Raw genomic sequence first — 22,793 nt, 5'->3', positions numbered from 1 at the left:
TCGGGCGGTTCGACAGTCGGATCAGATGCCGATGTCGAACCGCCCGAGCGTCTTGACGACGGCCGCCATCTGGCCGTACGCGCCGCTGGCCAGATTTTCCAGTAGCGCCAGCTTCACTTCCGGGGCGTCCCGAGTCAGTGCCTCGAAATGCGATACCGACACGACCACCAGATCGACAGGGGTGTCGGCCACCATGTCCAGCAGGAACGGCACCGACATCAGCAGCGGCATCTCGCCGAAGCTCATCCCGGGGGAGAGCGTCGTGATGCGGTGTTTGCCCCCGTCTGCGGACACGGCCGTCGATGTCACTTCTCCGCGCAGAATCAAGAACAGACCCGCTGCCGGCGCACCACGGTGAACGATGACGTCGCCCCGTGCGTAGTGACGTTTCTCCAGATAAGGAGTCACCGAGTCGAATTGCTCGGTGGACAGACCGGCGAGCAACGGGTGCTCGGCCGGAGTGATCTCTGCCGGTTGCCGCGCGCCGGAGCAGTGCCGATCGAGCAGCAGGTTCTCTGCCCACTGGATGGCCGAGCTCAGACTCGAGTACACCCGGCCCGCCGGATCATTCGGGTCCAGGCTCGACGTCGTGTGGCCCATGATGGCTCTGGGATCCACCAGGCACACCACACAGCCGTGGTCGGCGAGATCGCGGCGTAGGTCCTCGAACATCGAACGGGCGATGTCGCTCACCTCGTCGACGCCACGAACGTCGATGACGAGTGCATCGAGATTCCGGTCGAGGTTGCCGATCTCGCGGACCGCTGTCTCGGCACCCGAGAACAGCAGGTCCCCGTGCAACTCGTAGACCCGCGCGCGGTCGCCGACTGCAGCGAGTGTGGCCTGTTCGATCTCGGATCGTCGTTTTCGCGACGGTGCCTCGGTGAGAACGTACCGACGTCGAATCGACGATTTCGCGGCCCGAGTGACGTGCAGAAAGTGCAATTCGAGTCTGGTGGAGAGTTCTCGGCAGGCAGCAACGCCGCGCACGCTGTTGCCGTGCGAATCGAGGCGGGGGGAGTAGACGGCGATGCCCATCTGCCCGGGAAGCACCGCCAGGATGCCGCCGCCGACCCCACTCTTGGCCGGCATACCCACCCGCGCCACCCAGTCGCCTGCGCCGTCGTACATGCCACAGGTCGTCATCACCGACAGCACGCGTTCGACCAGTGCGGGTGCCAGGGCGCGCTCCTTGGTGTGGGGATTGACTCCGTTGTTGGCCATCGTCGCGGCCATCATGGCCAGATCCGCCGCCGTGACGTCGATCGAGCACTGGCGGAAGTAGAGGTCGACGGCGGCCTCCGGATCGTGGTCGATGATGCCGAAGGACCGCAGCATGTAGCCGATGGCGCGATTGCGGTGTCCGGTGCGCGCTTCGGATCGATACACCGCGTCGTTGAAGCTCAGAGACCTTCCTGCGTACCGGGAATACGACGCTCGGATGCGCTCGAATCGTTCCTCCGCGGTGCGGCCGCCGATGAGCGACGCGGACGTGATCGCACCCGCGTTGATCATCGGGTTTCGGGGCCGCTCGGTGACGGCGTCCAGGCTGATCTCGTTGAACGGCTCACCCGAGGGTTCGACGTCGATCTTGCCCGCGACGACGTCGAGACCGCGGTCGGCCAGCGCGAGTGCATAGGTGAAGGGCTTGGAGATGGATTGGATGGTGAACGGCATCCTCGTGTCGCCGACTTCGTACAGGTAACCGTCGGTGGTCGTCAGGGCGATACCGAAGCCGTCCGGCGTCACGGCTGCGAGTTCGGGGATGTAGTCGGCAACCTGTCCCGACGCGTCGTCCCGGCACAGTTCGTGAACCCGGGTCAGGATGGCATCGACGACGTTGCTCATGGGCGACACTGTATGTCGGGTGTCCGTTTCGAGCGTATTCGAGGTTAGGGGCGACTGACCCCGGGCACCTGCCTACTCGACGGTAGTGTCGGCGAGACAATGCTGGACGGGGCGGCTGGGTGCAGCCACTCCGTAGACTGGTTTTTCGAATATGTTTTCCGGCCGGAGGGAGCGATCTCGTTGGGTGTCCTAGCGCGAATTCAGACGCCCGAGGACTTGCGCGACCTCGATAGTGCGGAGCTGGCCGAACTGGCTCGCGAGATCCGCGCCTTCCTGGTCGAGAAGGTATCGGCAACAGGGGGCCACCTCGGTCCCAATCTGGGAGTGGTGGAGCTGACTCTGGCGATCCACCGCACCTTCGACTCACCGCGTGATCCGGTCATCTTCGACACGGGCCACCAGGCCTACGTGCACAAGATGCTCACCGGACGCGCCGGAATGTTCGACACACTGCGCAAGCAGGGCGGGCTGTCCGGCTATCCGTCTCGGGTCGAGAGCGAACACGACTGGGTCGAGTCCTCGCACGCATCGGCGTCCTTGTCGTATGCCGACGGGTTGGCCAAAGCGTTCGCCCTCAAGGGAGAGACCGACCGGCATGTCGTGGCTGTGGTCGGTGACGGCGCGCTGACAGGCGGTATGTGCTGGGAGGCGCTGAACAACATCGCCGCCGGCCGAGACCGGTCGCTGGTGATCGTCGTCAACGACAACGGCCGTTCGTACGCCCCGACCATCGGCGGGCTGGCCGATCACCTGGCAGCTCTGCGACTGCAGCCGGGATACGAGAAAATTCTCGACAACGGCCGCCGGATCGTACGACGGATCCCCGTCGTCGGCCGCGCCGCCTACACGATGCTGCACGGCATGAAAGCCGGAGTGAAGGACGCCATCAGCCCGCAGGTCATGTTCACCGATCTCGGTATCAAGTACCTGGGCCCGGTGGACGGTCACGACCAGCACGCCATGGAATCGGCACTGCGCAGAGCAAAGGCGTACGGCGGACCGGTCATCGTGCATGCGGTGACCCGCAAGGGCATGGGCTACATCCATGCCGAGAACGACGTGGCCGACCAGATGCACGCCACCGGCGTCATCGATCCTGCGACCGGCCTGGCCCGATCCAAATCGGCTCGGGATTGGACGTCGGTGTTCTCGGCGGCGCTCATCGAGCAGGGCGAGCAGAACGAGGACGTCGTGGCCATCACCGCCGCAATGGCCGCGCCCACCGGGCTCGCGGCGTTCGGGGTGCGGTTTCCGGACCGAATGTTCGACGTGGGTATCGCCGAGCAGCATGCGATGACGTCGGCCGCCGGGCTTGCGCTCGGCGGCATGCATCCCGTGGTCGCCATCTACTCCACGTTCCTCAACCGCGCGTTCGATCAACTGCTGATGGACGTCGCCCTGTTGGGCCTTCCCGTCACCATCGTGTTGGACCGCGCGGGAGTCACCGGTGCCGACGGCGCGTCCCACAACGGCATGTGGGACATGTCTCTGCTCGGCATCGTTCCGGGCATGAAGGTGGCAGCGCCACGAGACGCCGCCACTCTTCGAGAGGAGCTGGCCGAGGCGATCGCCACCTCGGACGGCCCTACGGCACTTCGCTTCCCGAAGGGCGCGGTCACCGAAACGGTGCCTGCGGTGCGCAGGTTGGACGGAATACTCGATGTGCTGACCGAGCCGTCCGAGGCCACCGGCGACGTGCTGATCGTTGCCGTCGGGGTGTTCGGGTCGCTCGCCCTCGACGCCGCGAAAAAGCTCGAAGCAGAGGGTATTTCGGTTGCCGTCGTGGATCCACGCTGGGTGCTCCCGGTCCCGCAGTCGCTGCTCAAGATGGCCGAGGATTACCGGTTGGTCGTCACCGTCGAGGACAGCGGCCTGCACGGCGGGATAGGTTCGACGCTCTCGGCCGCGCTGCGCGGTGCCGGTGTCGACGTGCCCTGCCGCGATCTCGGTGTGCCGCAACGATTCCTGGACCACGCATCTCGGGAGCAACTGCACCACGAGTTCGGACTCACCTGCGAAACCGTGGTGCAGCAAGTTTCGCATTGGGTCAAGAGCCTCTGACGGCGTCGGCCGGCTCCGCCTCGCTTCCGACCACGACGCGGCGGCCGGCCACCGCACCTGCTGCAGCCATGGGAATCGTCACCAACAGAAGAAACACAATCGACGGTTCCCACCGCTGCGTCGCCGAATGAACGGCCCCGCACACCAGCGGACCGGCAGCAGCCAGCACGTATCCGACCGTCTGCGCCATGGAACTGAGCGACGCAGCATCACGGGCGTTCGAGGCCCGCAGATTCATCAACGTCATCGCGAGCGACAACTGCCCGCCCTGGCCCAAACCGAGCAGTACCGCCCACACCAGGGCCCAGGAATCGGCCGACGACACTATCCCGAGCAGGCCCACGCACGTCGGTAGCGTCACGGCGACCGCCAACGCGCTCTGATTCCCCAACCTGGTCGCGAGGCTCGGAATCGTCAATGCAGTCAGCACGCTGCTGACCGACAATGCCGTCAACAGCAGACCGGCATCACGCGCGTCCACCCCGCGATCACGAAAGATCGTCGGTAACCACGCGATCATCGAATACGCCATCAGCGACTGCAAACCCATGAATGCCGTCAACGACCACGCAACGGGCGATGTCAGAACCCCCGTGCGACTCCGAGGAGCGTCGTCGGGGACTGTCGCCGACCCGGCAACCGACAGCCCGCGCGACAGCGTTCGCCCGAAGACCGCCATACTTCCGGCGGCCAATACGACCGGAATCGACCACAGCCCCAGAACAATCCGCCAACCACCGTCGAACGCCTCGGCCAACGGAACGGACACTCCCGACGCCACTCCCGCACTGGCACTGATCACAGCGGTCAACACCCCGGTCAACAACCCCAGTCGTCGCCCCGCCGCCGCATCGGGTTCACCTGTCGAGCTCCACTCCCTGCCCCTGGGTCGTTCCGACAGGCTCCACTCCCTGCCCCTGGGTCGTTCCGACAGGCTCCACTCCCTGCCCCTGGGTCGTTCCGACAGGCTCCACTCCCGCACCACCAGACGGACGAAAACCGGACCCAACACATTCGCCACCGCGATACCCGCCGCCGCGACGAGAGTGCCGACCACGAGGATCGGCCACGACGGCACCGCGCGTACAGCTGTGCCGACGGCCACCAGGGACAGGCACACCACAAGAACGTGCGTGACAGGGACCCGGCGCACGAAATAGCGTGCGGTGGCGGCGAATACACCGAGGCAGATCACCGGGCCCGTGGTCAGCAACGCCATGGATGTCGAGTTCGCGGACTAGAACTCGGCGATGTCGGAGGTGAGTGCCGACGTACTGCCGAACAGCAGGCGCAGGCTCAGTCCGAACACCACGACGGTGCCCACGGCGCATGCGATACGAAGCTTCATGTCCTACTTTCGACGGCAGATCGACCGACAGAGTGCACCCCCACCCTGCCTTATCGGTCCGAAAAACCGTGGACCCGCCGTCGTTCGGGCAACCTCGATTCAGACGCCCATCTCTTCGAGTTCCATCCCTTTGGTCTCGGTGATCTTGTATTTGACGAAGAAGAAGGAAAGGAGAGCGAACAGTGCGAAGAACGAGTAGATGAAGCCGAGTCCGATGGTGTCGGACAACGGCGGGAATGCCAATGTGATGGCGAAGTTCGCTATCCAGTTCGCGGCGGTACTGATGCCCAACGCCACTGCACGCATTCGATTGGGGAACATCTCTCCGAGCATCACCCACATGATCGGTCCCCATGTTGCTGCGAAGAAGACCACGAACAGATTTGCGCCGACGAGCGCTACCGGGCCCCACGGCGACGGCAATTCCAGTTGGTCGCCGCTTCCGACGGCTTGCGTGAACGAGACTGCGGCCAGGACCAAACCGACGAACATGCCGATCGAGCCGATCATCAACAGATTTCGGCGACCGAATCGATCGACGAACAAGATTGCGACGAATGTCATCGACACATTGATGACGGACGTGATCACCGACGTGACGAACGATTGATTCTCGCTGAAGCCCACCGACTTCCACAGCGTCGTCGAGTAGTAGAAGATCGCGTTGATCCCGACGAACTGCTGCAGAATCGCCATCGTGATACCGACCCACACGATCGGCTGCAGACCGAATTTGGGTCCTCGGATATCGGCGAACGAGGATTTGGATTCTCGCCGGAGAGTCAGGCGAATTTCCCGGATGCGTTCGTCGGGGTTCACTTCGCCGGTGATGTCGCCCAGAATGCGTGCAGCTTCCTCGTCGAGGTGTTTACCCACCAGGTACCGAGGTGATTCTGGAATGAGTGTCGCGAGAAATCCGTAGACCAATGCGGGCGCGACGCCGACCAGGAACATCCACCGCCACGCTTCGAGGCCGAACCATAGATCGTTCGACGGTCCGCCTGCCGCGTTCTGAAGAACCGCATCCGAGAGCAGCGCGGCAAAAATGCCGACCGTGATGGCCAGTTGCTGCAGCGATGCCAATCCACCGCGATAGCGAGCCGGTGCTATCTCCGAGATGTACGCGGGCGCGATCACCGACGCAATTCCGATACCCAGCCCGCCGAGGACCCTCCACAACATCAGATCGGGGACACTGAAGGCGAACCCGGACCCCACCGAGGAAATGGTGAACAGCGCAGAGCCGAGCAGCATCACCTTCTTGCGGCCCCAACTGTCGGCCAGGCGACCGGCGAACCAGGCTCCGACCGCGCACCCGAGGAGTGCGATTGCGACCGCGAACCCCGTGACGAACGAGGACAGAGCGAAATTCTCCTGGATCGAGTCGACTGCACCGTTGACGACGGACGAATCGAATCCGAACAGAAACCCGCCGACAGCGGCGGCGATGGTGACTCCGATGACCTTTGCGGTGTGCCGATCGGTCGATTGCGTCATGGCATGAACCAGCTTTCGGGTGAACAGCGTCCATGGTGGTCATCGCCATCTTCGTCCTCGCACACACGGAATGGGAGCGAAATCGCCTCGATATTCGTGGCGTGCAGCAATCCAAGTGCCGAAATAGGTGAATTGTCCGATATTGCGCTGTCGAACTCGAAGTTGCGGACGGAAAACTGCCGTAAGTCGTCCATAGCTTCGAGTTCGGCGGCAGGTGGCTATCGCGCCAGGGTGGCCGACCACTGATCGAAGGTCTGGAAACCGTGATCCGAACCGGTCGTGGTGACCAGCGTTCCGTCTCGCATCGCGCGACCGTATGCGCCGGGAATCGGGACCTCGAGCACCAGGCCACGGGCACCGATGGCACGTGCATAGCGCCGCACCATCTCGGCCATCCGTTCTTGTCTCGGCCCGCCGAGGTCGGCAACGCGGCCCGCGGGGGAGTGCTCGGCCAGGTCGATCAATCGATCGGCGACCTCGCGGGCGGCGATCGGTTGCGAGACCATCTTCGGGACGATGCTCACCGGACCGAACGACGCGCGTGCACGGATCTGAGCGGCGAATTCGTGGAACTGAGTGGCTCGCAGGATCGTCCACGGCACCGACCCGGACCGAATCATGTTCTCCTGCTCGACTTTTCCGGCGTAGTACGAGTGCGGAGCCTTGTCTATCCCCACGATGGACAGCGCCACATGGTGGCCGACTCCGGCCTCGATCTCGGCCGCCAGCAAGTTGCGGGTGACGGCGGAGAAGAACGCTGTCGACTCCTTCGCCGAGACGGTCTGCGTCGACGAGACATCGACGACGGCGTCGACCCCGGCGATGGCGTCGGCCAGTCCGTTGCCGCTCACGAGATCCACGCCCGCCGATCGCGAGAGCACGACGACCTCGTGCCCACGCATACGTGCTACTTCGACGACATGCGTTCCGACGGTTCCTGTTCCACCTGCTACGGCCAGCTTCATTGGATATCCCCGATCGAAGTCGGGCTCGCCTGCGTCGTTCTCAAATTCTCGGCGAACAGTCGAGCGCGTCGCACATCGGCATCGTTCGGACGGCTTTGTCGGATTCCGCCGAAGAGAGCGAAGGGAAAGAAGGTGTCTTTGGCTCGGCACGAGAATGCATCCGAAATGTCGAAGCCCTTGCTGTGCAACGAGTCTGTGAGGGAACGGGAGAATCGATGCAGCGAAGATTCGGCGAATCCGCTGGTTGCCAGAACGAATGCCCTGTGGTGGTCCACGTTCGGCAAGGACGCCACGAACGACAGTAACTGGGGGTGGTGCTTGCCCAAGTAGATGCCCGATCCGAATCCGACCAGGTCGTATTCCGCGATGCGGGCGGGGTCTATCTGGTCCGGTGTTCTTACCTCGGCACCGAGACCATCGGCGATGGCCTCGGCAATTCTCCAGGTGTTGTGGTGCGGACCGGATACGCACACGATCACGCTCTTGGATTTCGGCTTCATGATCTATTGACGACGCAGCCCGCGTAAATGTCTGTGTGTTCAGTCCCAGTGCCGAAGCTTGTCCGGGTTCAACACGATCCATACGTTCGCCACGACGCCGCCCGCGACACGGAAACCGACAACGGCGAAGACGGTACCGGCGCGCCGAAAGACGATCCCGGACGATCCGTTCACCGGCTCTATCGACCCGTCGAGTTCGGTCGACTTCGCGGTGATTCCGCGGATGAATCGTGCCACCCGGTCGGAGCCGAGAATCGGATTGCGTGCGGCGGTGATCTTTCCGCCGCCGTCGCTGATCAGCGAAACCTCCGGCGCGAGAACGGCTGTCAGTTCCGCGAGAGTCCCGCTGCTCGACACCGCCGCGAACGCACGCACGAGTCGGTCGTGTTCCGCCGGGTCGCTGTCGTGAGCGCGCGGATCCCGAACGCGCTTGCGCGCGGCGGATGCAAGTTGCCGACAAGCGGCGGAAGAGCGATCCAGGGTGACTGCGATGTCGTCGAACGGCAACCCGAACACATCGTGCAACACGAATGCCACTCGTTGGGCCGGACCGAGGGAGTCCATCACTATCAGCAGAGCCAAGCTCACGGAATCGTTTCGAGCAACTCGATCGGCGGGGTCGGCAGACGTCAGCGATGTGTCTCGGTCGGGCACAGGTTCGGGCAGCCATTGACCGACATACTGTTCACGACGTACGCGCGCAGAACCGAGCACATCCAGGCAGATGCGACTGACGACACGGGTCATCCACGCCAGGGGGATGTCGATCACGGCGCGCTCGGTCTCGCTGAGCCGATACCACCGTACGAATGCTTCCTGGACTGCGTCCTCGGCCTCGCTGTACGAGCCCAACATGCGATAGCCGACTCGAATCAGGTGATCCCGGTCGGCGGCTGCGTCATGTTCTGTACGGGTGGTCATCGGGTTCGAAACTAGACGACCCTGCGACAGTGGGACCAGTCGCTGTCGAGTTCGAGGTTATGGACGAAAATGCGATGAAATTTGTCCATAACCTCGAACTCGGCGGGCAGAGCTAGACGCTGGCCACACCCGGCGCGAGGAAACGCTGACCGGTTGCGGCCTCGGACGCGCCGCTGCGATCCAGGTACGGAGTGATACCACCGTTCCAGAATCCGAAGCCGCCGCCGAGGAGCAAGCAGAGATCGATGTCCTGGGCCGCCGCGACGACGCCTTCGTCGAGCATGATCTTGATCTCGTCGGCAAAGGCGTTGCGGGTCCGCTCGAGAACCTGCTCGGCCGTCGATGGCGAATCACCCTGCGGCCACAGTGCGGCCACCTCGGGATCGACGACCTGGCCCTCGGGTCCGTAGGTCCACACGCCGGGCTTCTTCGCCTCGACGAGTGCACGGAACCCGGCGGAGTCCTTGAACCGCTCCGGGTACGCCTCGGCGAGGGTTTCGGCCGTGTGCAGAGCAACCGCCGGTCCGACGAGGGCAAGCAAGGTCAGCGGGCTCATCGGCATGCCGAGTTCGCCCACTGCGCCGTCCGCCACATCGAACGGAGTGCCCTCGTCGATTGCGCTGATGATCTCGTTGGACGCGCGAGTGACCAGCCGGTTGAAGACGAATCCGGGAAGATCGGCCGACAGGACGGCCGACTTCTTCAGCGTCTTCGCGGTAGCAAATGCCGTTGCGAGAGTGGCGTCGTCGGTCTTCTCGCCCTTGACGACCTCGAGCAGCGGAAGAACCGCGACGGGGTTGAAGAAGTGGAAGCCGACGACCCGCTCGGGGTGCTTCAGGTCCGCAGCCATCTTCGTGATCGACAACGACGAGGTGTTGGTCGCGAGAATGGTGTCGGCGGAGACGAATTCCTCGACCTCGGCGAACACCTTCTTCTTGACGTCCAGGTTCTCGAACACGGCCTCGATGACGAAGTCGGTGTTCGCGAAGGCGGACTTGTCGATCGAGCCGGACACCAACGCCTTCAGCCGATTCGCGGCATCGGGGGACAGACGCTTCTTGCCGAGCAGCTTGTCGATTTCACCGTGTACGTAGCCGACGCCCTTGTCGATGCGCTCCTGATCGATGTCGGTGAGAATCACCGGCACCTTCAGCTGGCGGACGAACAGCAGCGCCAGTTGGCTGGCCATCAGGCCGGCACCGACGATGCCGACGCCGGAGATCTTGCGGGCGAGGGACTTGTCCGGCGCACCGGCGGGACGCTTCGCACGCTTCTGCACCAGATCGAAGGCGTACAGGCCGGCCCGCAATTCGTCCTTGACCAACAGTGTCGACAGCGCGTCGTCCTCGGCTGCGAAAGCCGTGTCGAGAGAAGCTGAATCGGTGATATCGGTGTTCTTCGCCAACTCGAGCAGATCGACAGCGGCGACAGGGCCCGGCGCGAAATTGCCGGTCTTGCCGGCCACGATGCCCCGGGCACGCGCGATGGCGTCGTCCCAGGCCTGCCCGCGATCGATCTCGGGACGGGCCGGGGTGATCTCACCCTTGATGACTTGAGCTGCCCATGCCAGCGACTGCTCGAGGAAGTCGGCACCGCCGAAGAGGGCGTCGGCGATACCGAGGTCGAGTGCCTGCTGCGGCTTGAGGACGCGGTTCTGGTTCAGCGCGTTCTCGATGACGACGGTGACGGCGTTCGATGCTCCGATGATGTTGGGCAGCAACTGCGTTCCGCCCCATCCGGGGACCAGGCCGAGGAATGCTTCGGGCAGGCCGAGCGCGGCAGCGTTCTCGGCAACCGTGCGGTAGTGCGAGTGCAATCCCACTTCGAGTCCGCCGCCGAGAGCGGCACCGTTGATGAAGGCGAACGTCGGAACCGTCGACTCGCGCAGGCGCCGGAAGACCTTGTGGCCGAGCTGCCCGATCTGCAGCGCCTCGTCCTTGGTCTTGATGTTCGGCACACCGTTGAGGTCTGCGCCGACGGCGAAGATGAACGGCTTGCCGGTGACGGCGATGGCCACCGGGTTCGCAGCGAATGCCTCGTCGAGGGCGGCGTCGAACTTGGCGAGGCCGCCGGGACCGAAGGTCGACGGCTTGGTGTGGTCGAACCCGTTGTCCAACGTCACGAGGGCGATGGAACCCTCGAGCCCCGGTACCGACACGATCTTGGTGAAGGCGTTCGTGACTACCTCGTCGGTAAACGCTGTGGTGATGTCACTCATTTGGCTGCTCCCGAATAGTCAGCGTGGTTGGGGTTCTCCCAGATGACGGTGCCGCCCATGCCGAGACCGATGCACATGGTCGTCAGGCCGTAGCGGACGTCGGGTTGCTGGGCGAACTGACGGCTCAGCTGCGTCATCAGGCGAACGCCCGAGGATGCGAGGGGGTGGCCGCACGCGATGGCCCCGCCCCACTGGTTCACGCGGGGGTCGTCGTCGGCGATGCCGTAGTGCTCGAGGAAGGCGAGAACCTGAATGGCGAAGGCCTCGTTGATCTCGAACAGGCCGATGTCCTCGATGCTCAATCCGGTTCGGCCGAGCAGCTTTTCGGTTGCGGGAACCGGACCGATACCCATGACGGCGGGATCGACGCCGGCGAAGCTGAAGCCGACCATCCGCATGCCGATGTTCAGGCCGAGCTCGTGCGCGGTGTCCTCGCCGGCCAGGATCGCGGCGGTGGCACCGTCGTTGAGTCCGGCGGCGTTGCCTGCGGTGACGCGGCCTGCGGGGCGGAACGGCGTCTTGAGCTTGGCGAGGTCCGCGATGGTGGTGCCGGGACGGGGTGGCTCGTCCTCGGTGGCCAGGCCCCATCCTGCTGCTGATTTGGTGGCCACGGGTACCAGGGTGTCGGCGATGTAGCCGGCCTTCTTGGCCGCGTCGTACTTGTTCTGGCTGGCGACGGCGTAGGCGTCGGTGCGGTCCTTGGTGATACTCGGGAACCGGTCGTGCAGGTTCTCGGCGGTGTTACCCATCACCAGTGCACTGGGATCGACGAGCTTGTCGGCGAGGAAGCGCGGGTTGGGATCGACGCCCTCACCCATCGGGTGGCGGCCCATGTGCTCGACGCCACCGGCGATGACGACGTCGTACTGGCCGAAGCCGATGCCCGATCCGGTGGTGGTCACCGAGGTCATCGCACCCGCGCACATGCGGTCGATGGCGAATCCCGGGACGCTGCGGGGGAGTCCGGCCAGCAGAGCGGAGGTCCGGCCGATGGTCAGGCCCTGATCGCCGGTCTGTGTGGTCGCGGCGATCGCGACCTCGTCGATGCGCTCGGGAGGGAGGTTGGGGTTCTTACGGAGCAGTTCGCGTATTGCTTTGACGACGAGGTCGTCTGCGCGAGTGTCGGCGTACATGCCCTTGGGGCCTGCTTTGCCGAACGGGGTACGGATGCCGTCGACGAAGACGACATTCCTCTGTGAGCTGGTGGACGGGGGTACAGACACGCTTTTCGATCCTCCCGACAGATGCGGACGACTCGTCCGGGTACCCGGACGTGCCACCCACTGTAGCGGGTATTACTCGTCGGTAACTTGGGAAGGGTACAGTGCCTTCGCCAGAACCGGCACCACCAGCGAGCGTTGCCACGGACGAGCCCCACCTTCGGTCAGCCGGGCGTCGATCATCTCGGCCGGATCGAGACCGTCGTCGGGAGTTCGCCAATCCCACACGAGTCGTCGCAGCAGATCCGGCATCAACAAGTTTTCGACCGGGACCGATACCGATTCGCTCAGTTCGGTCATCGCAGCTCGCACGTCGGCGAGCCGGGCCGCCGCGTCCGGATCGCGACGGGCCCATCGATTGACCGGTGGTGGACCGTCGAACGATGCCGCCATCGACGGCAATTCCGCGGTGGGCAGCGCCCGCGCTCGGGTCAGGGCCGAGGCCCACAACCGAGAGGACCGACGCTGACGGGGGCCGCCGAAGACGGGTAGCTGTTCGAGTTCACGTGAGGACTTCGGATCGGCCGTCGCCGCGGCGACGATCGCCGAGTCGGGCAGGACCCGGCTGGGCGCGACGTCGCGCTTGGCCGCCAATTGGTCTCGGGTGGTCCACAATTCGCGGACGGCAGCCAACGTTCGTGGTGACTTGATCGCATGGATTCCCGATGTCCGACGCCATCTGTCGGTTTTCGGTTTGGGCGGGCCCAGGGCGAGGATGTGGGCGAACTCCTGTGCTGCCCACTCGGTTTTGCCCTGTGCCTCGAGTTCGGTGGCCATCGCGTCTCGCAGCTCGAGCAGAACTTCGACGTCGAGGGCGGCGTAGTTGAGCCAGGTGTCGGGGAGGGGTCGGGTGGACCAGTCGGCCGCGCCGTGCCCCTTCTGCAGGGCCAGGCCGAGGGTTCGCTCGACTATCGCACCGAGGCCGACGCGGTCGAATCCGGCCAGGCGGCCGGCGAGTTCGGTGTCGTACAGCGTGGCGGGGACGAGCCCCAGTTCGGCGAGACCGGGCAGGTCCTGGTCCGCGGAGTGCAATACCCATTCGAGCGGGTTGATGACCTCGGCCAGGGGTGCGAGGTCGCCGGTGACGGGAATGGGGTCGAGCAACACGGTGCCTGCGCCGCGGCGGCGGAACTGCACGAGGTACGCACGTTGGGAGTAGCGGAAGCCGGACGCGCGCTCGGCGTCGACAGCGAGGGGCCCGTGGCCTGCGGCAAGTGCCTCTGCGGCTGCGCGAACGGCATCGGCGGTGTCGACGACGTCGGGAACCCCGTCAGCGGGGGCCAACAACGGAACGGCGACAGGCTCGTTTGCTTCTACATCCGACGCGGCGTCCGGGGAACTCTCGGCTGACATGAGATGTGACTCTAGGCCCTGGGGCCGAACGGACCGGCAACTATGTACGACTGGAACTGCTATGTCCGACTGGAACTGCGCTGACCGAGGGTGGTGATGCCCGCGGGCGGCAGGCCCGCGGCGTAGGCAAGGACCTCGCAGAACGCCTCGACGTGGGTCGAGAGATCCTCCGACGTCGCCGTCCAGGACGCGCGAAGTTCGAGTTGGTGAGCCTTCGGCGGGCCGGCGATGTCGCCGTACCGTACCGAGCTGGTCGAGGTGACCGTGCCACCGAGCGCGTTCAACGGTTCCGATCGCGATTCGAGGGCGTCGACCAGCCAACTCCAGCCGACCTCGGGGAGCAGTGGATCGTCGGCGAGGGACTCGTCCACGTCGGCCTGGATGTACGCGACCAGGCGGTGAGTGCCGTTCCAGGCCTCGGCACCGTCGGGGTCGTACAACAGGATCAGACGGCCGAACGCGTCGCCGTCGCTCTGTTCGTCGATCTGCTCGGAGTCGGCGTGCTTGACCTCGGCACCGATCGCATAGCTATAGGGAGCGAGTCTCTGCGGCGGCCGAATCGGACCGATTTCGATCGCCGGGTGTACCTGCGCCCGATGCATCGCGTCGATGGCGGCGCGGAAAGGCGCAGGTTCGGCGTCAGATCGGTGCTCGGTCACGTCACCGGACGTTAGACGCGTCACGTTGTCCTGCGATGGAGGCGCGCCGAGCCGTGATCGAACTGCGCCGAGCGTCCGTCGAACGATCCGAGTGTCCTGAACTGCGATGAGTGTCTCGCCCTCGAGGGTAGCGGCGGTTGTCGCACGTGGCAGCATGGACGGTGATGAACGCCGAATCGCACACCGCAGCCCCCGCCCGACGAGAACTTCCGGAGGCGCCGTTTCTGGCCGCGATCGACGGTCGACCGACGTCGAGGCGGCCGGTGTGGTTCATGCGTCAGGCCGGCAGGTCCCTTCCGGAGTACCGCAAGATCCGGGCAGGCATCGGGATGTTGGACTCGTGCTTCCGGCCCGATCTGGTCGCCGAGATCACCCTGCAGCCCGTACGTCGTCACGACGTCGACGCAGCGATCCTCTTCTCCGACATCGTGGTTCCGCTCAAAGCCGCGGGCATCGATCTCGACATCGTCGCCGGTACCGGACCGGTGGTTGCGCATCCGGTGCGTTCGGCTGCGGACGTCGCGGCTCTGCCCGTCCTCACCTCCGACCAGGTGCAGCCGGTGGCCGACGCCGTCCGCATTCTCACTCGTGAGCTGGGAACCACCCCGCTGATCGGATTTGCCGGCGCACCCTTCACCCTTGCGTCGTACCTGGTCGAGGGTGGTCCGAGCCGCAATCACGAGAAGACCAAAGCTCTGATGCGGTCCGATCCGGCTACGTGGCACGCCTTGCTCGACGCATTGGCCTCCACCACGATCACCTTTCTGCAGGCCCAGCTGGCTGCGGGCGTCGACGCCGTTCAGGTGTTCGACTCCTGGGCGGGTGCACTCTCGCTCGCCGATTACCGCGAGTACGTATTGCCGCACTCGACACGAGTGTTCGACGCCGTGTCCTCGGCCGGCGTCCCGAAGATCCACTTCGGGGTCGGCACCGGAGAACTCCTCGGTGCCATGGGCGAGGCCGGTGCCGACGTGGTCGGGGTCGACTGGCGGATTCCGCTCGACGACGCGGTGCACCGGGTGGGCCACGGCAAGGCTCTGCAGGGCAATCTCGATCCCGCAGTGCTGTTCGCGGGCTGGGACGCAGTCGAGGCCGAGGTCCGACGCATTGCCGCCGAGGCGGATCGTGCGATTGCGGCCGGTGCCCGCGGACACGTGTTCAATCTCGGCCACGGCGTGCTTCCCGATACCGATCCCGACATCCTGACTCGGGTCGTCTCGTTGGTGCATTCGTTGTGACCGTCCGGCGTTACGCCGTCGTGGGCGGCGGAATTTCCGGCCTCGTCGCGGCGTATCGCCTGCGGCAGGCGTGCGGGCCCGACGCTGAGATCACCGTGGTCGAGGCATCGTCCCGGGTGGGCGGCACCCTGCGCACCACCTCGGTCGGCGATCAGTCGCTCGATGTCGGTGCCGAGGCGTTCATCGGGCGCCGTCCGGAGGTGCCCGCCCTGCTTGCGGAACTGGGGCTCACCGAACAGCTCGTGCACCCGTCGACGGTGCGACCGCTCGTCTTCTCCGGTGGACGCACTCATCCGCTTCCGGTGGGCACCCTGATGGGTATCCCGTCGTCGGCGGAGTCCGTCCGGGAGCTGGTCGATCCGTCCGAGCTGCTCATCATCGACACCGAGACCGAGCGGCCGTTTCGATGGGTCCGGGGCTCCGATGCCAGCGTGGCCGATCTCGTGGGCACACGTTTCGGGAACCAGGTGGTGAGCCGTTCGGTCGATCCACTGCTCGGCGGGGTCTACTCCGGTTCGGCGAGCTCCATCGGTGTCCGTGCTGCGCTGCCGACGCTGGCCGCTGCGTTGGACAACGGCGCGGCGAACCTGACCGAGGCTGTGCTGACGGCACTCCCGACTCCGTCCCCGGGGCCGGTGTTCGGTGGACTCCGGGACGGCTACGCGGTGCTGCTCGACGCCGTGATTACAGCCACCGACGCTCGCGTTCTGCGCGAGACGAGCGTCGGCCAGATCCGCCGTGAGTCGGGCGGCTGGTTCGTCGATCGGGTGGGTGAGGTCGACGGGGTCGTGCTGGCGGTACCGGCACCGATACTGGCCGATCTCATCGCAGACCTCGCACCGGACGCGTCGCGCGCTGCCCGTGAGATCGAACTGGCGTCGTCGACGGTCGTGGCGATGGCGTTTCCGACGTCGACCGAGCTGCCGCAGAATTCGGGAATTCTGGTGGCGACGGACGCGGGGCTGGACGTGAAGGCGTTCACGCTGTCCAGTCGAAAGTGGCCGCACCTGGCCGAGCGTGACGCGGTACTGCTGCGAGCCTCGCTCGGGCGTTTCGGCGACGACACCGCCGCGCAGCGATCCGACGAGGACACGATCGACGTCGCGCTCGCCGACCTGGCCACGGTCGCGGGTATCGACACCCGGCCGCTGGCAGTGACCGTCCAGCGGTGGCCGGGCGGATTGCCGCAGTACGCTCCCGGACACCTCGACCGCGTCGCCGCCATCGAATCCGGAGTGTCCGAACTCGCCGGGCTCGCCGTGACCGGAGCGTGGCAGCGCGGCGTCGGGGTACCGGCCTGTATTGCGTCCGCCACCACCGCTGCCGCCCGTCTGGTCGAGGTGGCACGATAGGGGCCATGGCACGCCTCGATTACTCAGCGCTCAATTCGACTCTTCGGTACTTGATGTTCTCGGTCTACAAGGTCACACCCGGGGTTCTGGGCGACGACCGCGCGGCCGCTGCGAAGGAAGCCCGGGCATTCTTCGAGGGCCGTGAGGACAAGGGTGTCGTCGTGCGCGGCGTCTACGACATCGCCGGCATGCGGGCCGATGCCGACTTCATGGTGTGGACGCACGCCGAGCGCATCGAGGACCTGCAGGCGACGTACTCCGACTTCCGGCGCACCACCGCGCTGGGCAAGGCGAGCACGCCGGTATGGAGCAACACCGCACTGCACCGCCCCGCCGAGTTCAACAAGAGCCACGTGCCTGCGTTCATCGCGGGCGAGGATCCGGGCGCGTACATCTGCGTGTACCCGTTCGTCCGCTCGATCGACTGGTACCTGCTGCCCGACGAGGAACGTCGGACGATGCTCGCCGATCACGGGAAGGCAGCGCGCGACTACAAGGACGTGCGCGCCAACACCGTCCCCTCGTTCGCGCTCGGTGACTACGAGTGGATCCTGGCTTTCGAGGCACCCGAGCTCGACCGCATCGTGGACCTGATGCGCGATCTCCGGGCCACCGAGGCACGCCGACACGTGCGCGAGGAGACGCCGTTCTTCACCGGCCCTCGGGTCGAGGTGGACGCGCTCGTCGAATCACTACCGTGACGGGGACGGACACACCCATCGTCGACGCCGTTCTCTTCGACTTCTCCGGCACACTCTTCCGACTGGAAGAGGAGCCGTCGTGGTTCGACGGTGTGCACGATGCCGACGGCGTTCCGGTCGACGGAGCCGGAGCCGCCGAGCTCATGCGACGCATGACCGCTCCGGTCGGCGAGACCGTCGAGTTCGACGACGCCACTCGGCACGCATGGCGTCATCGCGATCTGGATCCGGCCCTGCATCGGCAGGCGTATCTGCACGTTCTGGCGCAGTCCGGCATCACCGCCGAGGCACAGGCCGAATCGGTGTACGGACGAGTCATCGACGCCGACTCCTGGACGCCCTATCCCGACACGGAAGCGGCACTGTCGACATTGGCGGGACGGGCGATTCGCGTCGGGGTGCTGAGCAACATTGCCTTCGACATCCGTCCTGCGTTCACTGCTCGGGGCCTGGACCGGTACGTCGACGAATTCGTGCTCTCGTTCGAGGTCGGGCACGTCAAACCGCAACCGGAGATCTTCCGACATGCGGTGGCCGCTCTCGGCGTCGAGCCCGCGCGGACGCTGATGGTGGGCGACAGTGCCGAGGCCGACGGCGCGGCACAGGAGATCGGGTGCAGTTTCGCACTCGTCGATCCGGTGCCGACGGCCGAGCGTCCCGACGCACTGCTGGCAGCGTTGAGCGCGTTCGGGATTCGATGACCGGAGTGACCGGCGTCCAGCACATGGGCCACTGGGGGATGTTCCGCGCCGACTCGGACGGACGTGACGTCACCGCGATTCATCCTCAGGTGACGGACAGCAATCCTTCCCCGGTGCTGGGCAACCTCGTCGGCTCGGTGACCCATCGATCCCGCGTCACCTCGCCTGCGGTACGCAGGGGCTGGCTCGAGAACGGTCCCGGCCCCACCGACAGGCGCGGTAGCGAGGAGTTCGTCGACGTCTCGTGGGACGAGCTCACCGACCTGTTGTCGCGCGAGTTGCGCCGCGTGGTGGACACATTCGGCAACAACGCCATCTACGGCGGGTCGTACGGTTGGGCCAGTGCCGGCCGCTTTCATCATGCGCAGAGTCAGGTACACCGCTTCCTGAACTGCATCGGCGGCTACACGCGATCCGTGCACAGCTATTCGCTCGGTGCGACCGGCGTCATCATGCCGCACGTGCTCGGCGCGCACTGGAAGATGTTCTCCCGCTCCACATCCTGGTCCGTGATCGCCGAACACACCGAACTGCTGGTGGCGTTCGGCGGAGTTCCGGTGAAGAACACCGGCATCAATCACGGTGGTACGTCGGATCATCCGACCGTCGGTTCGCTCGACGCGATGCGCGCCCGCGGCGGGCAGATCGTCACCGTCGGTCCATTGCGCAACGACATGTCGGGCGAGGCGCGGTGGATCGCCCCACGGCCCGGAACCGACGTGGCGATGATGCTGGCTCTGGCATACGTCCTGGCCGACGAAAAACTGCACGACACAGCGTTTCTGGAGGAATACTGCGAGGGTTACCCCGAGTTCGAGCGCTACCTTCTCGGTGTCTCGGACGACACTCCCAAGACCCCGCAGTGGGCGTCGGAGATCTGCGGTATCGAGCCGTCCGTAATCGCAGAGCTGGCACGGGACATGGCGTCGAAACGCACGATGGTGACCGTCACGTGGTCCCTGCAACGTACGCAGCACGGTGAACAGGCTCCGTGGATGGGCATCACGTTGGCAGCGATGTTGGGCGAAATCGGCGTGCCCGGTGGGGGATTCGGACACGGATACGGCTCGATGAACGAGCCCGGCCTCGCTCCTGTGCCCTATCCGTTGCCGACACTGCCGCAGGGAATCAATCCGGTGGCCGATCTGATCCCGGTCGCAGCTGTCTCGGACATGCTGCTCAACCCAGGGCACGAATTCGACTACGACGGCCGACGTTTGGTCTATCCCGACATCAAAGTGGTCTATTGGGCGGGCGGCAACCCGTTTCATCACCACCAGGATCTGGGACGATTGCGCCGGGCACTCGGCAGGCCCGATACCGTCGTCGTCCACGATCCCTACTGGACGCCGATGGCCAAGCACGCAGACGTCGTAGTCCCGTCGACCACATCGCTGGAACGGTCGGATCTGAGCTGCACACGCAACGATCCACTGCTCGTGGCCATGGCGCCGGCTGCCGAGCGATTCGCCGATTCACGCGACGATTACGACACTTTCGCGGAACTCGCTACGAAACTCGGTGTGGGGCAGCAGTTCACCGAGGGGCGCACGTCACAGCAATGGCTCGAGCACATGTACGGGCAGTGGCGCGAGTACTTGCGGGCCGACGGCGTGCAGACCCCGGAATTCGAAGACTTCACGCGTGAGGGCTCGTTCCGGATGAAGACCGAGGACGAGTTGACGTTCCTGGAGGATTTTCGCCAGGACCCGATCGGCAACGCGCTGCGGACACCGAGCGGCAAGATCGAGATCTTCTCGGCGACGGTCGCGGGGTTCGATTACGAGGATTGCCGCGGGCACCCGATGTGGTTCGAGCCGCAGGAATGGCTCGGCGGGCCGCGGGCCGAGCAGTTTCCTCTGCACTTGATCGCCAACCAGCCGCGCACCAGGCTGCATAGTCAGCTCGATCACGGTGCGGTGAGCCGGAATTCGAAGGTTCAGGGCCGAGAGCCGATACGAATGCACCCGTCTGCGGCGGAGGCCAGGGGAGTGTCTGACGGCGATGTGGTGCGAGTGTTCAACGACCGCGGTTCGTGCCTGGCCGGGGTGGTCGTCGACGAGGGGATGCTGGAATCGGTGGTGCAGTTGTCGACCGGTGCCTGGTACGACCCGTTGGACCGGGCCGACCCAGGGTCGATGTGCGTGCACGGCAGCGTGAACGTTCTCACCACCGACGTCGGGTCGTCGTCGCTCTCGCGGGGGTGCACCGGGCAACACGTGCTGGTGGAGATCGAACGGTACGACGCGCCGTTGCCGCCGATCACTGCGTTCGATCCACCGGTGACACGATCGGTCAGAACACCACCCGCGAGATGATTTCGGCAACCAAGGCCGGCTTGTCCTCGCCTTCGATCTCGAGCGTTGCGGTCGTCACGATCTGCAGCGCTCCGCCCGACGCGTCCTCGACAGAGGTGAGGGTGGTCCGCAACCGGACATGGGATCCGACCTTGACCGGGTTGATGAAGCGAACTTTGTTGGAGCCGTAGTTGATTCCGAGTTTGGTGTTCTCGATGGTGTAGATCTGCCAGTTGAGCATCGACACCAGGGACAGGCTCAGGAATCCGTGGGCGATCGGAGCGCCGAACGGGCTTTCTTTCTTCGCTCGTTCGACGTCGACGTGGATCCACTGGTGGTCGCCGGTGGCGTCGGCGAATGTGTTCACCCGTTCCTGGGTGATCTGGAGCCAGTCGCTGGTTCCCAGTTCTTCGCCGACGGCCGCCTTGATCTGCTCTGGTGAGGTGAAAGTGCGCATGCTCACAGTATGCACCGTCGTAATAGGGCGCTCGAAAGCGATCGTGTGGGAGCGAACGATGACCGGCTCGGGTTTCGGCCAGTCGAATTCAAGCTGTGTGGGGCGGAGCGAACGGAAAGGCCCCGATCAGCTTGTCCTGAATTTTTTTCAGATTCGGGACCGGCCGATATTCGTGCTGTAGCTGCGCCATTCGATCGTGATCTCGCGCAAGGTCCGACGAATGCTGGACAGCTTGTCGGTCGAAAGCAGAGTAGTAATCGGCGAATTTGTATCCGTTGCCGCCTATGTCTTGCGGCAGCTTTATCCATGCGTTGGGGATGCCGTACGAGTCTGCGACGATCAACCCGTGCAGACTCGTGGACATCACGAAGTCACATGCAGTGATGTCGGCGATGACCTTGGCCGGCTTTCTGGACGGGTCGATCAACGTGACGCTCTTGTCTCGCGCAAGCGAGCGCACTACGGGATCCTTCTTGTGCACCCAGTGGTAGACGAGGCCGATCCGGCCGGGTACACGTGGGGAGCGTGCATAGACTCTGTTCGCCAGCAGCCCGGGGTCCCCGACCGCGACCTCGCGCTCGGACTTGATGCGTCCCAGCGACAGATGTCCGCGAACCGCGTAGAAGTCGAAATCGGGGTAGCTGAAGTCTCGTTCGTGGGCGGCGTCACTGAGCATGAAACCCGAGCCCCAGACCTTGAGACCCTTCCGGGCCTGCATGAGCTGGACCATTTCCAGGGTGGAACCTGCCCCGATCATGTCGCAGCGCTTCGCGCGACGCCAGGAACACTTCTGCCCGAACAATGTTCCGACCAGTCCCGGCGTCAATTCGTCACCGAAATTGGGTGTGACGCCGGTGATTTTCACCTGGCGCCACCAGAAGGTCTTGATCGACGTGGCCACAACCCCAAAGCTACCCTAACGATCGGGTCAAGCAGAGGTAATCTCCGGAGTTCGCGGCTCGGTTTCGACGCATCCTCAGCGCAGGTTCGCCGAGTGCGCGGCGATCCCCGGGATGTCCGGACCGATCAGGATGCAGGCTTGAGCACCAGAGAAATCGAGTTGATGCAGTACCGCTGGTCGGTCGGGGTGGGGTAGCCCTCGCCCTCGAAGACGTGGCCGAGGTGGCTGTGGCAGTTGCGGCAGACGACTTCGACGCGGCGCATACCGAGGGTGGTGTCCTCTTTCAGGATGACGGCGTCGCTGTCGGCCGGGTCGAAGAAAGACGGCCATCCGCAATGCGATTCGAACTTCTCGGTGCTGCGGAACAGTTCGGCTCCGCAGGCGCGGCACTCGTAGATGCCTTCGGTGGTGGTGTCGGTGTATTCGCCGACGCCCGGGCGCTCGGTACCGGCCTGACGCAGAACCGCGTACTCCTCGGGTGTCAGCTTCTCCCGCCACTGCGCGTCGGTGAGCTGGACGGCCGGAGCGGCATTGTTGTCTGTTGCTGAACTCATGC

At 64.9% G+C, this 22,793-nt stretch carries 19 protein-coding genes; 6 read left to right on the top strand and 13 right to left on the bottom strand.

The genetic code is table 11. From position 1 onward, the window contains the following. Positions 1-21 precede the first annotated feature (21 nt). Positions 22-1,848, bottom strand: a complete 1,827-nt coding sequence (glsA, locus tag CH278_RS11335; RefSeq protein WP_094621933.1) for a glutaminase A — start codon at positions 1,846-1,848, stop codon at positions 22-24. Between the two features lie 180 nt (positions 1,849-2,028). Between glsA and dxs the strand changes: the two genes are divergently transcribed. Beyond that, a complete protein-coding gene (gene dxs, locus CH278_RS11330; protein WP_094621932.1) occupies positions 2,029-3,909 on the top strand; it encodes a 1-deoxy-D-xylulose-5-phosphate synthase in 1,881 nt (626 codons plus the stop codon). Here dxs and CH278_RS11325 read toward each other — a convergent pair. From CH278_RS11325 to CH278_RS11280, 9 genes are all read right to left on the bottom strand, one after another. Then, a complete protein-coding gene (locus tag CH278_RS11325; protein ID WP_094621931.1) occupies positions 3,896-5,128 on the bottom strand; it encodes an MFS transporter in 1,233 nt (410 codons plus the stop codon). The genes dxs and CH278_RS11325 overlap by 14 nt on opposite strands. 228 nt (positions 5,129-5,356) lie before the next feature. Then, entirely contained in the window at positions 5,357-6,754 is a 1,398-nt protein-coding gene (locus CH278_RS11320) for a sugar porter family MFS transporter (RefSeq protein ID WP_032365061.1), read from the bottom strand. A 218-nt stretch (positions 6,755-6,972) separates the two neighbouring features. After that, complete coding sequence (locus CH278_RS11310) at positions 6,973-7,719, bottom strand: SDR family oxidoreductase (protein WP_094621929.1); 747 nt, start codon at positions 7,717-7,719, stop codon at positions 6,973-6,975. Continuing rightward, on the bottom strand, positions 7,716-8,219 hold the full coding sequence (locus CH278_RS11305) for a flavodoxin family protein (RefSeq protein ID WP_094621928.1): 504 nt from the start codon (positions 8,217-8,219) through the stop codon (positions 7,716-7,718). The genes CH278_RS11310 and CH278_RS11305 overlap by 4 nt, the downstream gene beginning before the upstream one ends. A 39-nt stretch (positions 8,220-8,258) precedes the next feature. Beyond that, entirely contained in the window at positions 8,259-9,140 is an 882-nt protein-coding gene (sigJ, locus tag CH278_RS11300; protein ID WP_094621927.1) for an RNA polymerase sigma factor SigJ, read from the bottom strand. A 112-nt stretch (positions 9,141-9,252) separates the two neighbouring features. Then, positions 9,253-11,358: a 3-hydroxyacyl-CoA dehydrogenase NAD-binding domain-containing protein gene (locus CH278_RS11295; protein WP_094621926.1), complete on the bottom strand. Its 2,106-nt coding sequence runs from the start codon at positions 11,356-11,358 to the stop codon at positions 9,253-9,255. Then, positions 11,355-12,581: a thiolase family protein gene (locus CH278_RS11290; protein ID WP_094621925.1), complete on the bottom strand. Its 1,227-nt coding sequence runs from the start codon at positions 12,579-12,581 to the stop codon at positions 11,355-11,357. Before CH278_RS11290 ends, CH278_RS11295 begins: the two co-directional genes overlap by 4 nt. Positions 12,582-12,653: 72 nt before the next feature. Next, complete coding sequence (locus tag CH278_RS11285) at positions 12,654-13,931, bottom strand: HRDC domain-containing protein (RefSeq protein WP_094621924.1); 1,278 nt, start codon at positions 13,929-13,931, stop codon at positions 12,654-12,656. 59 nt (positions 13,932-13,990) lie between these two features. Beyond that, positions 13,991-14,533, bottom strand: a complete 543-nt coding sequence (locus tag CH278_RS11280; protein WP_239536507.1) for a DUF3000 domain-containing protein — start codon at positions 14,531-14,533, stop codon at positions 13,991-13,993. Between the two features lie 221 nt (positions 14,534-14,754). Between CH278_RS11280 and hemE the strand changes: the two genes are divergently transcribed. Genes hemE through CH278_RS11255 form a run of 5 tightly spaced genes read left to right on the top strand, consistent with a single transcriptional unit; the run spans position 14,755 to position 20,900 of the window. After that, positions 14,755-15,828, top strand: a complete 1,074-nt coding sequence (hemE, locus tag CH278_RS11275; RefSeq protein WP_032387502.1) for a uroporphyrinogen decarboxylase — start codon at positions 14,755-14,757, stop codon at positions 15,826-15,828. After that, positions 15,825-17,180 carry a protoporphyrinogen oxidase gene (locus CH278_RS11270; RefSeq protein WP_094621922.1) on the top strand — a complete coding sequence of 452 codons (1,356 nt, stop codon included), beginning with the start codon at positions 15,825-15,827 and terminating at the stop codon, positions 17,178-17,180. The genes hemE and CH278_RS11270 overlap by 4 nt, the downstream gene beginning before the upstream one ends. A 5-nt stretch (positions 17,181-17,185) precedes the next feature. After that, positions 17,186-17,881, top strand: coding sequence for a hydrogen peroxide-dependent heme synthase (hemQ, locus tag CH278_RS11265; protein ID WP_027496920.1), 696 nt, complete (start codon positions 17,186-17,188; stop codon positions 17,879-17,881). Continuing rightward, the gene (locus tag CH278_RS11260) at positions 17,878-18,582 is read left to right on the top strand and encodes an HAD family hydrolase (RefSeq protein WP_256991959.1); all 705 of its coding nucleotides are present in this window, start codon (positions 17,878-17,880) and stop codon (positions 18,580-18,582) included. The genes hemQ and CH278_RS11260 overlap by 4 nt, the downstream gene beginning before the upstream one ends. Beyond that, entirely contained in the window at positions 18,579-20,900 is a 2,322-nt protein-coding gene (locus CH278_RS11255; protein ID WP_256991958.1) for a molybdopterin-dependent oxidoreductase, read from the top strand. Before CH278_RS11260 ends, CH278_RS11255 begins: the two co-directional genes overlap by 4 nt. Here CH278_RS11255 and CH278_RS11250 read toward each other — a convergent pair. From CH278_RS11250 to msrB, 3 genes are all read right to left on the bottom strand, one after another. Beyond that, a complete protein-coding gene (locus tag CH278_RS11250; RefSeq protein ID WP_027496923.1) occupies positions 20,878-21,336 on the bottom strand; it encodes a MaoC family dehydratase in 459 nt (152 codons plus the stop codon). The two genes, CH278_RS11255 and CH278_RS11250, sit on opposite strands and share 23 nt — an antisense overlap. 88 nt (positions 21,337-21,424) lie before the next feature. After that, on the bottom strand, positions 21,425-22,237 hold the full coding sequence (locus CH278_RS11245; RefSeq protein ID WP_094621921.1) for a polysaccharide pyruvyl transferase family protein: 813 nt from the start codon (positions 22,235-22,237) through the stop codon (positions 21,425-21,427). Between the two features lie 125 nt (positions 22,238-22,362). Continuing rightward, positions 22,363-22,791: a peptide-methionine (R)-S-oxide reductase MsrB gene (gene msrB, locus CH278_RS11240; protein WP_027496925.1), complete on the bottom strand. Its 429-nt coding sequence runs from the start codon at positions 22,789-22,791 to the stop codon at positions 22,363-22,365. Between the last annotated feature and the right edge of the window lie 2 nt (positions 22,792-22,793).

Source organism: Rhodococcus sp. 05-2254-5 (assembly GCF_002258575.1).
In the GTDB taxonomy this organism is placed as follows: Bacteria; Actinomycetota; Actinomycetes; order Mycobacteriales; family Mycobacteriaceae; genus Rhodococcoides; species Rhodococcoides fascians.
Note: the sequence above shows the minus strand (reverse complement) of the source record. Positions and strands in the feature narration are given on the sequence as shown.